Origin of the sequence: Pedobacter rhizosphaerae, from assembly GCF_900111155.1 — a bacterium.
Classification (GTDB): Bacteria; Bacteroidota; Bacteroidia; order Sphingobacteriales; family Sphingobacteriaceae; genus Pedobacter; species Pedobacter rhizosphaerae.
The window spans coordinates 35162-51525 of record NZ_FOGG01000036.1 but is presented as its reverse complement, the minus strand read 5'-3'; the positions used below and the strand labels follow the sequence as shown (position 1 = coordinate 51525).

Here is a 16364-nt window from a genome sequence, read left to right as displayed (position 1 = left end):
GGCGACATAAAGCAAAAGCATATCAGCTACTCAACAGTGAAAAGGGAGTTGAAAAAAGAAAGCAAAGGTGTCATGATGTTGAACCAGTGTTCGGGAATATTAAACAGAACCACGGGTTCCGCCGCTTCATGCTTCGGGGGAAAGAAAAAGTGGCAATAGAATGGGGATTATTGGCAATTGCACAAAATGTTAGAAAAAAAGCAGCCTAAAAAGACTTGCTTTTGCTCTTTTTAACAAAATGCTGGATAAATAAACATTTCTAGCCAGCAACAAAGAAATAACACATAGGATTTATTTAAATACAAAAAAGCTGCCTCATTTATTTTGAGACAGCCTCTTTGAGTAGAAAACTTTATTAGAGTGCTGTTAGACTATATTATTGCTAGCCTATACTCCTAAAAAAATTAAACACTTAATTTTGTTCAAATTTTAAAAACACCGTAAATACTCGTTTTTTTTTAAGACAATCTGTCTGTTTTATGAACTACAACTTTTTCAAAAAAAGCAGATTTCCTGAAGGTTAGTCACGTAATCATAACGAAATAACACGATATTATTTACTTTTAAAGATAGTAACACCTAAAGGTGGCAAGTTAACCGAAATATTAAATTTTTGTCCATTATATTCCTGTAGCTCGGGAACAATATCTCCCGTATTTAATATTCCGCTTCCATAAAATTTTGGTTCATCGGAATTAAATATTTCTACCCATTCAGTTTTAAACGGAACACCAATACGATAATTTTCCCTAACCACCGGGGTAAGGTTTAAGGCAATAACTAGGGTGTCTTCAGCTTTAGGACCTTTTCGCATATAAACAAAAACCGATTCATTTGTGTTATCGGCATCTAACCATTCAAATCCTTCATAACTAAAGTTGAAGTGATAAAGAGCAGGTTCCTTTCTTAATAAATGATTTAATGTTTTAACCGTTTCCTGCATTCCTTTATGAGGCGCATACTTCAACAGGTGCCAATTTAATGAAGCGGTAAAGTTCCATTCGCTGGTATCTCCAAATTCATTCCCCATAAAGAGAAGCTTAGCTCCCGGATGAGTAAACATATAGCTATACAAAGCTCTTAAATTGGCAAATTTCTGCCAGTCATCGCCTGGCATTTTATACAACATTGGCGATTTACCATGTACAACCTCATCGTGTGAAAAGGGCAGCATAAAGTTTTCAGTGAACGCATAAGTCATGCTAAAACTCAGTTGATGATGGTGATGCTTTCTTCCTAGAGGATCAACCTTAAAATATTTTTCGGTATCGTTCATCCAGCCCATCATCCATTTCATACCAAAACCTAAGCCTCCGGCATATACCGGATGCGTAACACCGGGATAAGTACTGCTTTCTTCGGCGATGGTTTGCACCCCTTCAAAGTTACCATACACAGCGATATTCAGATCTTGTAAAAACTGTATCGCACCTAAATTTTCACTTCCTCCATATTCATTAGTTGCCGAATCACCATCTTTTCTTGAAAAATCAAAGTAAAGCATGGAGGCTACAGCATCAACCCTTAATCCATCTGCATGGTATTGATCTAACCAAAACAAGGCATTGCTGATCAAAAATGACCGCACTTCATTTCTATCGTAGTTAAAGATATAAGATTTCCAATCTGGATGAAAGCCTTTCCGCATATCAGCATGTTCGTACAGATGGGTTCCATCAAACTCGTAAAGTCCATGCCTGTCACCAGGAAAGTGTGAAGGCACCCAGTCTAATATTACCGCAATATCTGCCTTGTGAAGCGCTTCGATCAGGTACATCAGATCTTGTGGAGATCCATAACGAGAACTTGCCCCAAAGTACCCGGTAATTTGATATCCCCAGCTCGGGAAATACGGATATTCCATTACCGGCATCAATTCTACGTGCGTAAAGCCCATATCCTTAACATAAGGTACAAGCGTAGCCGCAATCTCTCTACAGTTTAATACCCTTTCCGGATTTCCAGGATCACGTTGCCATGACCCCAGGTGAAGCTCGTAAACAGAGATGGGTTGATCTAATGCATTTAATTTGGCTCTTTTATTAAGCCATGCTTTATCTTTCCAGGTGTAGTCGGTATCCCAAACTATGGATGCAGTTTGTGGTGGATGTTCCCATCTACGGGCATAAGGATCGCCCTTTTCATGCTCCGACTCATCAAAGCCCTTAATAAAATACTTATAAACTTCTCCCTTTTTAACGTCTGGAATAAATCCTTCCCAAATACCAGAAGCATCCCAGCGTTTATAAAGCATATGAGTACCCCTATTCCAGCCGTTGAAATTGCCAACCACACTTACTTTTAGCGCATTGGGTGCCCAAACAGCAAAATAGGTTCCTGTTGTTTTTTCCACCTCTGTTAGCTGCGACCCCATCTTTTCATACAAACGAAAATGCTTCCCCACAAGGAAGAGATCAATATCGTATTCGCTGAAAAGACTATAAATCCAAACGGATTGGGTTTTATCTATTTTGGCAGGTGGTGTACTTTTTTGAGCTGGAACTTTTTTAGATACTGGCATATTTTTCGGCTAGATAGATTAAGCCCCAAATACTAAACAGTACTCGGGGCTAAAAGATTTACAAACTTGAAATCTGTATTTCTGTGAAGTTTTTATTACACTTAAAGTGCAAAATGTGTTTATCGTCGGTAAAGAATTCTTTTATTTCTTTATTATCAACAATTATTTTTTTAACCTGAAACTTTAACCCTGCCACATTACATGCATATAGCTCATAATTAGGGGTATAAAGTCCGTCGCTGCGCTGAATAACCTTTAGCTGCGAGTTATCACCTTTTACAGTAAATCTTTTCTCAAGATAGATATCCTGTTCGTAAGCGAAAGTATCGCCGTGATCTTCATACATATAAGAGTTTACCTCGTAATCGCTATGATAAATGTTCAAGGCTACTTCAGTAATGGCTTTCTCATCCACATATTGCATTACAGGATATTCCGGAATAACCGAACCTGCACGAACAAAAATCGGCATACTGTCGATTTTAGCTTCTACTGTGTATTCATTTTCACCAATGAGTACTTCATTTGTCCAGAAATTGTACCAGCTACCCTTAGGAAGGTATACTTTTCTGGATATGGCACCCTGCTCTAAAACCGGGCATATCAACAATTTATCTCCGTAGGTAAATTCATCCTGGCGGAAGCTATTGCTAATATTCTCTTGTTCCAACATCACTAATGGCCTTAAAATTGGAAAACCATAGCGGTGGTGCTCCCAAAATACCGAGTAAAGGTATGGCATTAATCGATACCTCAATTCAATGAATTTACGGTTAATGTCTTCGAAAAACTCACCAAAGCTCCAGGGTTCTCTCTCTGCGGTATCGCCTGCAGAGTGGGCGCGCATAAATGGCGAAAACGTTCCCAACTGGATCCAGCGGGTAAATAATTCTCCGTCTGGCTCTCCGCTAAAACCGCCAATATCAGTTCCACAGAATGGAACACCAGATACTGAAAGGCGCTGACATTGGATATTACCAATTTTTAAGTGTTCCCAGGTAGCAATATTATCTCCTGTCCAAACACTTGCAAAACGTTGCATACCTGCATAACCTGCTCTGGTAATGGTAAACGGACGCTTATTACGCATCAGTTTCTTAAGTCCTTCATATGTTGAACGCACCATTTGCATACCGTAAACGTTATGTGCCTTGCGGTGCGAACCTCGATAACCATCGTAATTATGACGAACATCATTAGGGAAGGTACCCGAACCAAAAACTGCTGGTTCATTCATATCATTCCAGAAACCGGCTACACCCATATCTACAAATTCCTTGTATAAATTACCCCACCATGCTCTCACTTTTGGATTGGTAAAATCTGGGAATTGGCAACGGCCAGGCCAAACATGACCTTCCATATAATAATCATCGCTTCTGCGGCAGAAGAATCTCTTTTCTTTTCCTTCCTTAAATACCCAGTAATCATCATCCACTTTAATTCCCGGATCAATCATCACAACAGTTTTGAAACCATCGTCTGATAAGTCCTTGATCATTTTTCTTGGATCTGAAAAGTATTTTTTATTCCAGGTAAAGCAACGATATCCATCCATGTAATCTATATCCAGATAAATGGCATCACAAGGAATTTTTCTATCTCTGAAGTTCTTGGCAATATCTCTTACTTTAGATTCAGGGTAATAACTCCAACGACATTGCTGGTAACCCAGGGTCCATTTTGGAGGCATTGGGTGTGTTCCTGTTAAACTGGCATAGCGTTTAACCACATCCATCATGTGCGGCCCATGGATGTAATAGTATTGCAATTCACCGCCATCAGACCAGAAACTGGTTTTATTCACGTCTTCGCTTCCAAAATCGAAATAGGATTTAAAAGTATTATCGAAGAATATACCATAAGCGGCCTGGTTATGTAAACCTATGTAAAAAGGGATTGTTCTGTACAATGGATCCTGATTCCAGCCGTAAGAGTAAGCATCTGTATTCCAGTTTACGAAACGACGACCACGGAGGTTAAAATTGCCCGATTTATCGCCCAGTCCGAAGAAATTCTCTTCCGGATGACATTTTTTAGTTGCAAAAATGTAATACCCACCAAAATCAACATTCTCTTCCCAGTGCATGGAATTCGGCTCATCCACCATCACCAAGTTGGTAATGTTATCGTGGAATGAAATGTGAAAATTTGCCTTTTCTATTTTACAGGTCACCGCATGTGTAGATACCGTATAGTGATCATCATGCTCCTGCATTTTAAAAACCGAAACCTTTTGGTCTACTTCGGGAACAGCATAAGAGAAATCATCCAGAAAAACACCATGAGGTGCTAACCTAACCCGGATAATGTCATCACTTACTACCCTAATTTCAACCCTGGCATCTCCATCGGAGAAATAGAACCGGTTTCCTTCTTTTTTTACTTTTTTTACAGCGCCAAGGTATTGTTTTACAATGGGCTTTATAGATATGTCAACGGGGTTATTTAAGTGTTGTATCTCTTGTTCTTTCTCAATCAAATCCCCTATTTCCTCTTTTTTGTCGTTTTGCGATTCCATCCTATTTATTTCAAAAATTTATAATGATTTTTTGCTCTTAAACCGGGATGTGCTTAAGAAAGTACTATAATACAAATATTTTATAAAGATGTTGTTATTAAATCAATAAAAAAACCCTCTGTACTTTTCAGTAAGAGGGTTCTTAAATTTAATATTCAGACTATGGATTAAAGGTAATAGCCAGATAATATATGGCTCCGGCAGATGGGTTACCGTAAGAAGTAAAGTAATATTTATTTAACACGTTAGAACCTCCAAGCTTAACTACCGACATTACCGATGGGATTCTTAAACTCACCTGTGCATCTAAAGAACTGTATGCCGGTACCTGACCAGATGCAAATGATGAATTCCAGTAGAATTGATCTTGCCAGCGATACGCTACATTAAATCCGAAATTTTTAACAATCTCTTTGTTTCCAAAACCCAGGTTATATCTGATTTTTGGCGTATTAAAATCGTTAATGTAATTTACTGGTAAATCTCCAATTTCATTATAAGATACGTTTCCACTGATGTTATATTTTCCTACCAGATAATCTAATCCCAGTGCTGCACCGTAAGATTTAACCTGCCCTTCGGCATTTACCGGCACTCCGTATTTAACAAAGGCTCCGTTTACATTTTGGTAAACATCAACTGCAGTAATAAAATCTTTATAAATATTATAATAACCATATGCATCTAGCAATAAATTAGGAAGGACTAATCCCTTGTAACCTAACTCATAAGATTGAACACTTTCCGGACGAACACCTCTGGCATCGAAATTATATTGTTGCAGTACTGCCGGATTAGGTGTACCAGTAGTTGCAGCAGAAGCCAGATAGGCCCGGTAACTCACATCGGTAAATGGCTTATTATTATAAAGGTTATATTTATTGAGGATCTCTGGTAAACCGCCAATTAATCTTTGTGTACCGCCTCCAACAGATAAATCTATATACTGATTTTGCGTAGTTGGGTTACGATAACCTGTTTGGTAAGAAACCCGGATATTGTTGTTCTTAGCCACTGTGAAAACACCCGTTATCCTTGGGGTAAAACGGCCTTCAAAATTCTGGCTCTTGTCATAACGCCCGGCAAAGGTAAATTTAACCTTGTCGTTAAAAAATTTCTTTCCAATTTGGGCAAAGCCACCATATTCTTTAATATCAATCTCTCTGTTTAAATCGTCAAATATGGTACCTGCAGAATTCAGATCATAGATTCTATAAGAAGCACCAACCTGAAATTCGACTACTTTATTTAAGAGATTAGTAAAGTTGTACAAACCTTCATAGTGATAAAGGTTGGTTTTATCATCGAATTTTGCTCCATAAATGCCTTTGCTTGGATCTGAAGCACTAATCGTAGTATTCATAATCTGTTCTTTGGCATTTAGAAACTGTTGAGAACCCGGAGCGAAGTAGGCGCTACCACCTGTTGACGCAGAGTTGGCAGCGTTTCTTGCCGCAGCATGAGCCTGTACATCACTTAGGCCAAGTGATCTGGCACCTACATAATTACCTACGTACTCTGGAAACCAGGCCTGTGAAACTTTTGTTTTTTCGTTAATATAACTACCCAATACTGATGAGATATAAGAATCGCCAGAGCGCTCCTGAGTAGTATACCCGCGCAACATAAAGTCTTCTCCTTTTAATTCCAACTTATACTGACCGATGTTGAAGTTACGCAAAGAATATCTGTCAGACCCCGTGTAAACGGAAGTACCTGTACCCCAGTTTGCTTGAAAAGTAGCCTGAACAGTTTTGGAGATATTATAATACATTCCACCAGAAAGTTTTAGTGATTTGGTGTTATAGTCTACTAAATCTGCCTCCTGATAACCATTACGGGTAACATTTTGATTCGGAATTAGACCTGGAGTATTCAGCCCCGCATAAAAAGGTCTGGTTTGCGCATTGGTAGAAAGGAAAGTAGCAATTTGAGCTGGTGTTGGCACTCCACCTCCAGTAGCTAAGCCATAATTTCTAATGTACGTTTGCGTACCTGCGGCCAATACACTTTGAGCCACGTTTCTCATATTCTGGCTCAACTCATCTCCATAAGTATTAATACCATCATAATTGGGATCAGATTCTCTCGTACCTGCTTTCTCTGTTCGTGCATTGCGATCAAAATTGGAGTAGTTATTTCCAAACCAATCTTTAGCCTGTAAAAATGAAAATGCACCTTTAATACCGAATTTATTCTTCCACGATTTAGCCAAACGAACATCTAACTGATTAAATGGCTGTACAGTGCTGTTATCATCATTAACATGATTTATACCGGTTTTATATTGAAAACTGGCTCCCTGATATTTGAATGGGTCTTTAGAAGTCATTAATAACGTTCCGTTAATACCTCCGGCACCGTATAATGCTGATGCTGCACCTGGTAAAAGTTCTACATTATCAACATCCAGCTCGGTAATCCCCACAATATTACCTACCGAAAAGTTTAGTCCGGGAGCCTGGTTATCCATTCCATCAATAAATTGATTAAAACGCGTATTACCATTTGAATTAAATCCCCTGGTGTTGATAGATTTAAAAGTTAAACTCTGCATGCTGCTCTCTACTCCTTTCATGTTGTTCAGGGCATCATAAAATGATGGTGCTGCAATTTCCCTGATGGAGGCTGCACTCATTCTTTCAATAGAAACCGGAGATTCGAGGATACGCTCAGGAGTTCTTGAAGCAGAAACAACTACGTCGCCACCCAATACTACTGCTGTTTCAATTTCAATATTGATTCCTGTTGTACTGCCTGTAATTTGTTGTTCTACTGTACCATAACCTACGTAAGAAGCCACTAAAGTAAAAGGAACTTTGGCTGAGGTGCTGAAAGAAAAAGAACCATTAGCGGTAGAGGCTGTTCCGCCAGAGTACCCTTTAATGGTTATACTTACCCCGGCAAGCCCTTCTTTTGTCTGCTTATCTTTTACGGTTCCATTAACCGTAATGTTCTGTGCCTGTGCTACAAAATTAATTGTACACATCAATAAAAACACATAAAAGATCTGTGTAAAAGTTCTGCTCATAAAATGATATAGTTTGGTTAACGGGTTAATTAGTTATATAAACTTAAATGCTTTTTTTTAATTTAACAAATTATGTTAGCATAATAATTAGAAATCAATTTATAATTTTGATTGATATTCAGTTTGTTGTATTTTGCATAGCTTCTAACCACATCCCTTAACAAATATTGAATTTTCGGCTAATCATATGAATAAAATCAAAGCGCTTTTCTGCCTCATCATCCCAATAGCTTTAGCTTTCTTATTTAATACTAAGTTTGGCAATACACCTCCCCTTTTAAAATTTCTCAATCCTTTTCGTGGTTTCTGGCAAAATGCCGAGAACAACCACTTTATGTTTAATCACAAGACAAAAATAAAAGGCGCAATTGATGAAATTGAAATTGTATTTGATGACCGGATGATCCCACACATCTTTGCCAAAAACGATCATGACCTTTACCTTGCTCAAGGTTATGTAACAGCTATGCACCGCCTTTGGCAGATGGATTTTCAAACCCGCTTTGCCGCAGGAAGAATTAGTGAAGTGGTGGGCGATAAAGCCATAGAAGTAGATCGTTATCAACGCCGTATGGGCATGGTTTACGGTGCAGAAAACTCACTTAAGGGCATGATGGCAGATCCTAAGGCTAAAGAAATGATTCTGGCCTATACCGATGGAATAAACGCCTATATCAAAACACTATCTCAGGCCAATTACCCGATAGAATATAAAATATTGGATTTTAAGCCTGAAAACTGGACACCCGTTAAGTGTGCTTTATTGTTGAAGCAAATGTCGGCTGTATTGGCCATGGGCTCTGATGAATTCTACATGACCAACATCCTGAAAAAGTTCGGGCCGGAGGTTACCAAAGATTTATTCCCTGATTATCCTTTCCGCGAAGATCCCATTATCCCGGTAGGAACCAAATGGGATTTCTCTCCGCTACCGATCCCTAAAATACCAAAAAGCTTTACCGATGCACAAACTGGTGAGGTAAAAACAAAAGAAAAAGTAGAAGGTATTGGCAGTAATAACTGGGCATTATCTGGTGCTAAAACCGCATCAGGATTTCCAATTCTGGCTAACGATCCGCACCTGGACCTTACCTTGCCTTCCATTTGGTACCAGATACAATTACATGCTCCGGGCGTAAATACTTATGGAGTTTCACTCCCGGGTGCTCCTGGGGTAATTATCGGTTTTAATCAGAAAATTGCCTGGGGCGTAACCAATGTTGCCGCCGATGTACTAGACTTTTATGAAATCAAATTCAAAGACAATTCCCATCAGGAATACTGGTATAACAATCAATGGAAAAAAACTACTCAAAGGGTAGAATCCATTAAAATAAGAGGTGGAAAAGACGAACTAGATACGGTTTATTATACCCATCAGGGACCAGTTGTTTACTTTCAGAAACCGAAGTACAGCAAGGCAGACAATGTACCTGTTGGCGATGCATTAAGATGGATTGCTCATGAAGAATCGAATGAGCTATTGACTTTTTATTATCTGAACAGAGGTAAAAATTATGCCGACTACCGCAAAGCCCTAACCTACTACACCGCGCCGGCACAAAATTTTGTATTCGCCAGCGTAGATAACGACATTGCCATAACCCCTAACGGAAAGTTCCCGCTAAAATGGAAAGACCAGGGAAAATTTATTCTCGATGGAACAGATCCGGCTTACGACTGGCATGGGTGGATTCCTGCTGACCAAAACCCAACAGTGAAAAATCCGGCACGAGGCTTTGTCAGTTCTGCGAATCAATCGTCAACAGACCCAAGCTATCCTTATTATATTAACTGGGAATTTTCGCCTTATGAACGTGGAAAGAGAATTAATGATCGCCTGGCGGCAATGAATAAAGCAACTGCAGATAGTATTCGCTTAATGCAAACCGACAACTATAGCATCATGGCGCAAAATTTACTTCCGGCAATAGTGCCTATGGTAAACGTAGATCAATTGAATGCCACACAAAAAGAAGCTTTTAGTTACGTTACAAAATGGAACAAACGTTATGATGCGGAGCAAATTGCAGCCAGTATTTTTGAGATCTGGGCCAAGCGTTTAACTTTTAATATCTGGAATGATGAATTTGCTGTAGATGGTATCCCCATGCGTTACCCATCAAGAGACAGAACGGTTGAAATGATTTTAAGAGAACCCAATTCCAAATGGTACGACAATGTCAAAACCACACAGCGCGAAACCCTGTCTGATTTGGTTAATGAAGCCTTTAAATTTAGCTGCGACAGCTTAGAACGCCGGTTTGGCCCCATTAACAAAGACTGGAACTGGGCAAATGTTAAAGGAAGCAATGTTCCGCATTTAGCTAAAATACCTGGTTTTGGATCTAAAACTTTATTAATAGGTGGTGGTAAAAGTACCATCAATGCAATGAGCGAAACCAATGGCCCATCATGGAGAATGGTCATTGAATTAGGGAAAACACCTAAAGGTCATGGCGTTTACCCGGGTGGTCAGTCAGGAAATCCAGGCAGTAAATTTTACGACAATATGGTAGATACCTGGGCAAAGGGCAACCTTTATGATCTTTTCTACATGCAAGGTCCCAACGATACATCGGGCACAATTATCTCTCGTTTAAAAATATCAAAAAAATAAAAATGGTCTTTATCGCAATATTAATTATCTGTTTCCTGCTTCAAATGGTGGCTCCCTGGTGGATCATTATTGTTATTTCCTTTGCTACCTGTGGTATTATTGGAAAAACAGGAAAAATTTCCTTTTGGCAATCCTTCTTTGCCATCTTCCTGCTTTGGATTGGCTATGCACTATTTAAGAGCCTGCCTAATGATAATGTTTTGGCACAAAGAGTGGCTATTATGACGGGCATAAAATTGTGGTGGGCATTGTTGCTGGTTACCGGTTTTGTAAGTGGCTTAGTGGCCGGAATATGTGGTTATTGCGGGTACCAGTTTCGCATGGCAATGCTCCATAAAAAAACTGACGAGAAAATAGCATAATGCTTCGTATTTTTGCCCCGTGAGCATTACTTCAGCAGATATTTTTCCCAACCATACCAAAGCGCAATTTAACAAGATAGCATTGGATATTTTTAATCTCCAAGCCTTGAATTGTGCCGTTTACCAGCAATACATTCATCATTTGGGGGTTAAGGCAGAGCAGGTAAAAACAATTGAACAGATTCCTTTTTTACCCATCAGCTTTTTCAAAAGCCATTCGGTTTTAAGTAGTCAGTATCCCGTTGAAATTACTTTTAGCAGCTCCGGTACAACCGGGATGAGCCAAAGCAACCATATGGTAACGGATGTAAAGCTATACGAACAGAGTTACCTCCAGGCTTTTAACCAATTTTATGGGAATATTGAGGAATATTGTTTTTTGGCGCTTTTACCCTCCTATCAGGAAAGAACAGGTTCTTCTTTGATTTATATGGTAGATGATCTGATTCAAAAAAGTAAACATCCTCAGAGTGGCTATTTCTTATATAACCATGAAGATTTACATGCTACATTAACTGCTTTAAAAGCCAATAAGCAAAAAACGGTTTTGATTGGGGTTACTTATGCCCTGCTGGATTTTATTGAGCAATATGAAATTGATTTCCCGGAACTGGTAGTGATGGAAACTGGGGGTATGAAGGGCAAACGCAAAGAGATGGTTCGAGAGGAACTCCACGAACAGCTAACCAAAGGTTTTGGCGTACCTGCTATCCACAGCGAATACGGTATGACTGAATTATTATCTCAGGCCTATTCATTGGGCAATGGTATTTTTAATTGTCCTGCCTGGATGCAAATTTTGATTCGTGATACCAATGACCCCTTAAGTTTAGTAGATAAGGGAAAAACAGGCGGAATTAACGTAATAGATTTGGCTAATATTAATTCCTGCTCATTCATTGCTACGCAAGATTTGGGTAGAATTAATCCTGATGGTAGTTTTGAAGTTCTGGGCAGATTCGATAATGCCGATATAAGAGGCTGTAATCTATTGGTACAATAGGCTTTTAAAAACTAAAAAAAAAAACGCCCAATTTTCATTGAGCGTTTTTTTTCTCCTGGTTTATTCAGCAATCAGCAAGAAATAATTCTTCTTACCCTTCTGAACTACTATAAATTGATCATTAATTAAGTTTTCGCTATTGAAAACCTGAGTTGCATCTGCTATCTTTTCTTTGTTAACAGAAACCCCACCCCCTTGAATTAATTTTTTAGTTTCCCCTTTAGAAGCAAAAACCTTTGCCTTTTCAGCAAGCAAAGTTGCTGCATCAATTCCAGCTGAAAGCTCCGATTTAGCAATTTTGAACTGAGGAATACCTTCAAACATTTCTAACACCTGTTTTGCGGATAAGCTCTTTAAAAATTCTAAAGTACCGTTGCCGAACAAAAACTCAGAAGTTTTAATCGCTGTTTCCAAAGCTTCAACAGAGTGAGTTTTAATGGTAATATCCTCTGCTAATGCTTTTTGGAGAATCCTTAAGTGAGGCGCAGCATTGTGCTCCGTTTCTAAGGCCTCAATTTCAGCCTGAGTTTTTAGGGTAAAGATTCTGATCCATTTTTTTACATCATCATCAGTTGCATTTAACCAAAACTGGTAGAACTTATACGGAGAAGTTTTTTCAGGATCAAGCCATACTGCCCCTTTTTCCGTTTTACCAAATTTAGTTCCATCTGCCTTTTTAATTAACTGTGTAGTAATGGCATAAGCTGTTCCACCATCCTTTCTTCTGATCAATTCAGTTCCGGTAACAATATTACCCCATTGATCAGAACCACCCATTTGAACTAAGCAGTTATTGTTTTTCCATAAATAATAGAAATCGTAACCTTGTATCAACTGGTAGCAAAATTCGGTGAAAGAAAGTCCAGAATCACCTTCCAAACGTCTTTTAACACTGTCTTTGGCCATCATATAGTTAACCGTAATGTGTTTACCTACATCGCGGATAAAAGTAAAAAGGTTCATATCCTTAAACCAATCCGCATTGTTTACCATTACAGCACCGTTGCCTCCCTCTTCAAATTTCAGGAATTTCGCCAGCTGGCGTTTCATCCCCTTCAGGTTATGTTCGATCATTTCCTCTGTTTGAAGATTTCGCTCATCAGATTTACCAGAAGGATCTCCAACCATTCCTGTTGCACCACCAACTAAAGCAAAAGGCTTGTGGCCGGCATTTTGAAAATGGATTAAAGTCATGATCTGAGTTAAGTGTCCAACATGCAATGAATCTGCCGTAGGGTCAAAGCCAATATAACCAGAAGTCATACCTTCATTTAACTTTTCCTCTGTATTCGGCATAATATCATGTAGCATGCCACGCCACCTTAACTCTTCAACAAAATTCGTCATTGTACAAACACATTAATTATTGTGCCTGCAAAGATAAAATTTTAGCTTAGTTTAAAACAAATTAGTTGCGATGTAAAACCTTGTTCAATGTTTTCTTTTTATTTCTTCCTGTTTAGTAGAAATATTACCTTGCAACATGAACTTCTTATCCCATTATTATTTTGATAGGTTAACTGCAGATCCTAGTGTAGTGATGGGAACGGTATTGCCAGACCTTGTCAAAAATGCGTCGAAAGAAAGTAACCTTTACCCACAAAAGAATGAATTTCTTTTTTTAGGCAATCCCGATGAAGAGGGGCTGCTTAAAGGCTGGAAAAGACACTTAGCTGTAGATTTGTACTTTCACTCTTCTGATTTTTTCCTGGAAAAAACCACTGCATTAAAGCTTTTGATTAAGCCCATTGTGGAAAATACTGTTGTAAGGCCTTCCTTTTTAGCCCATATCGGTTTAGAATTATTGTTAGATCACCTGCTCATTGAGCACAACCTCGTTCAGGTGAACCAGTTTTACGATAACCTGAGCGCGGTTAACCCAGCATCTTTAGCCGATTTTCTGGAGCACTGCGGGTTAAAAGATCAAAGTAGATTTCATCAGTTTCTAACTGGTTTTATCAGCAGTAAATACCTTTTAAGCTATCAAAAGCTAGACAATATCAGCTATGCACTAAACAGAATCTGCATGCGTTTATGGCCGGAAACGTTGAATGAAGAGCAGCTCCAGCAACTCACCTTTGCTTTAGGAACATTTAAAGAAACATTGGAAAAAGATTTTATGGAGATTTTTCATGAAATAGAGCGAAGCCTCGTTAAATAGATATTCTACTTTCTCCTATAAATACTATTCTTAGTTTTTCAAACCTCGAAAATCAGTTTATCTTTGTTTCATGTCGCTATTTGCTATAAAAGAAGAAATGGATGCCTTGGTTGCGGAGTTGAACCAGCACAATTACAATTATTATGTTTTGGCTATGCCCACCATAGGCGATTATGAGTTTGACAAAAAACTGAGTCGTTTGGCGGAGCTGGAAAAAACACATCCGGACTTTGCTGACCCCAACTCCCCTACGCAACGGGTTGGAGGAGATATTACGAAAAACTTTGTTACCGTTAACCATAAATATCCCATGCTTTCATTGGGTAACACCTATAACGAGCAAGATCTTCGGGATTTCGATGAACGGATCCGTAAAGCCATAGGCAACAACTTTGAGTACGTTTGTGAGCTAAAATTTGATGGACTTTCAATTAGCTTAACCTACGAAAACGGCAAACTTTTAAGAGCAGTAACCCGTGGTGATGGTACTAAAGGAGATGATGTGACCAATAATGTAAAAACCATACACACGATCCCACATCAAATTAAAACCAATTCTGCCCCTGAACATTTCGAAATTCGTGGTGAAATCTTTATGCATAAAGCGGCTTTTTTAAGACTGAATGCAGCGAGAGAAGAATTAGGTGAAATTCCTTATGCCAATCCGAGGAATTTTGCTTCGGGAACGATTAAAATGCAGGATAGCAAGGAAGTAGCCAAAAGGCCACTGGATGGCTTTATTTATTTCCTATATACTGATAAAAATGAATTTAAAAATCACTGGGAAAGTTTAAAAGCTGTAAAAGATTGGGGATTTCATGTTTGCGAACACAATAGATTGGTTAAAAACATCGATCAGGTTTTAGCATTTATCCACCATTGGGAACAAGAGAGGTTTAAACTCAGCTATGATATTGATGGTATAGTAATTAAAGTAAATAATTATGCGCAACAGCAGGAATTGGGTTTTACGGCCAAATCTCCCCGCTGGGCCATTTCATACAAATATAAAGCTGCAGAAGTTCAAACTATCCTGGAAAAAGTAACCTATCAGGTAGGTAGAACGGGGGCCGTTACGCCTGTTGCCAATTTAAAACCTGTACTGCTTGCTGGCACAACGGTTAAAAGGGCAACCCTTCACAATGCAAATGAAATTGAGCGTTTAGATTTACATGAGGGTGATACTGTTTTTGTGGAGAAAGGTGGTGAAATTATCCCAAAAATTATCAAGGTAAATTTAGATGAGCGTAAGCCTGGCTCGGCAAAGGTTGTGTACCTCCATAATTGCCCCGAGTGTGGAACGGGACTGATTAGAAAAGAAGGTGAAGCGGTACACTACTGCCCGAACGATGAAGGTTGCCCTCCGCAGATTGTAGGTAAAATACAACATTTTATTTCCCGCAAGGCGATGAATATTGATGGACTGGGTGATGAAACCATCGAAACATTTTTCAAACATGGATTAGTTGGTCACATTAGCGATTTGTATACCCTTTACCAGAAAGCCGATCAATTAAAAACATTGGATCGATTTGGAGAGCGCTCGATAGAGAATATGCTTGCGGGTATAGAAAAATCGAAAGAAATGCCTTTTGAAAAAGTGCTATTTGGTTTAGGTATTCGTTATGTTGGTGAAACCGTTGCCAAAAAATTAGCTGCCGGTGTGAAGAATATCGATAATTTATCGAAAGCAACCGTTGAGGAGTTAATCGCAATTGATGAAATTGGGCAACGTATAGCAGAGAGTATTGTTGAATACTTTGCAAAAAATGAACATTTGCAGCAAATAGAATTATTAAAATTAGCAGGATTACGCTTTGAAATTGAAGAAAAGATAATTGAACTCGCTAGTGACACGCTTATTGGAAAAACATTCGTAATTTCGGGCGTTTTTGAGAAGTATAGTCGCGATGAACTAAAAGACCTCATTGAAGCCAATGGCGGGAAAATTTTAAGTGGTATCTCTGGCAAACTGAATTATCTGGTTGCAGGAGATAATATGGGGCCTTCAAAACTGGAAAAGGCAACTAAACTTAATGTTCCGATCATCAGCGATGAAGAACTGATCAAAATGATTGGATAAAGAAATGATTCAATTGAAGAATGATTGCATGAGAGAATGATTCAATGACTGAATGACTGAAT

The 16364-nt window shown here is 38.8% G+C and carries 10 protein-coding genes; 6 read left to right on the top strand and 4 right to left on the bottom strand.

The features are described 5' to 3' along the window. The coding region (locus BMX11_RS20335; RefSeq protein ID WP_139180238.1) for a transposase at positions 1 to 209 on the top strand (209 nt) is incomplete at its 5' end. A gap of 344 nt (positions 210 to 553) precedes the next feature. On the opposite strand, the gene glgB is transcribed toward BMX11_RS20335, so the two are convergent. The 3 genes from glgB to BMX11_RS20320 form a co-directional block, all read right to left on the bottom strand. Then, positions 554 to 2521 (bottom strand): 1,4-alpha-glucan branching protein GlgB, encoded by a 1968-nt coding sequence (glgB, locus tag BMX11_RS20330; RefSeq protein ID WP_090888090.1) that lies wholly within the window; start codon positions 2519 to 2521, stop codon positions 554 to 556. Positions 2522 to 2579: 58 nt separating this feature from the next. Continuing rightward, a complete protein-coding gene (locus BMX11_RS20325; protein ID WP_090888087.1) occupies positions 2580 to 5042 on the bottom strand; it encodes a glycoside hydrolase family 31 protein in 2463 nt (820 codons plus the stop codon). A gap of 160 nt (positions 5043 to 5202) precedes the next feature. Next, positions 5203 to 8073 (bottom strand): TonB-dependent receptor, encoded by a 2871-nt coding sequence (locus BMX11_RS20320; RefSeq protein ID WP_090888084.1) that lies wholly within the window; start codon positions 8071 to 8073, stop codon positions 5203 to 5205. Positions 8074 to 8260: 187 nt separating this feature from the next. On the opposite strand from BMX11_RS20320, the gene BMX11_RS20315 reads away from it, so the two are divergent. Genes BMX11_RS20315 through BMX11_RS20305 form a run of 3 tightly spaced genes read left to right on the top strand, consistent with a single transcriptional unit; the run spans position 8261 to position 12058 of the window. After that, positions 8261 to 10693: a penicillin acylase family protein gene (locus tag BMX11_RS20315; RefSeq protein WP_090888080.1), complete on the top strand. Its 2433-nt coding sequence runs from the start codon at positions 8261 to 8263 to the stop codon at positions 10691 to 10693. A 2-nt stretch (positions 10694 to 10695) separates the two neighbouring features. Further along, on the top strand, positions 10696 to 11055 hold the full coding sequence (locus BMX11_RS20310; protein ID WP_090888077.1) for a hypothetical protein: 360 nt from the start codon (positions 10696 to 10698) through the stop codon (positions 11053 to 11055). 19 nt (positions 11056 to 11074) lie between these two features. Then, positions 11075 to 12058, top strand: a complete 984-nt coding sequence (locus tag BMX11_RS20305; RefSeq protein ID WP_245738726.1) for an acyl transferase — start codon at positions 11075 to 11077, stop codon at positions 12056 to 12058. 60 nt (positions 12059 to 12118) lie between these two features. Here BMX11_RS20305 and tyrS read toward each other — a convergent pair whose 3' ends face one another. Next, positions 12119 to 13405 (bottom strand): tyrosine--tRNA ligase, encoded by a 1287-nt coding sequence (gene tyrS / locus BMX11_RS20300; RefSeq protein ID WP_090888074.1) that lies wholly within the window; start codon positions 13403 to 13405, stop codon positions 12119 to 12121. A gap of 136 nt (positions 13406 to 13541) precedes the next feature. On the opposite strand from tyrS, the gene BMX11_RS20295 reads away from it, so the two are divergent. Both BMX11_RS20295 and ligA read left to right on the top strand, forming a co-directional pair. After that, complete coding sequence (locus BMX11_RS20295; protein WP_090888071.1) at positions 13542 to 14219, top strand: ACP phosphodiesterase; 678 nt, start codon at positions 13542 to 13544, stop codon at positions 14217 to 14219. 70 nt (positions 14220 to 14289) lie between these two features. After that, positions 14290 to 16302, top strand: a complete 2013-nt coding sequence (gene ligA / locus BMX11_RS20290; RefSeq protein WP_090888068.1) for an NAD-dependent DNA ligase LigA — start codon at positions 14290 to 14292, stop codon at positions 16300 to 16302. Positions 16303 to 16364 lie beyond the last annotated feature (62 nt).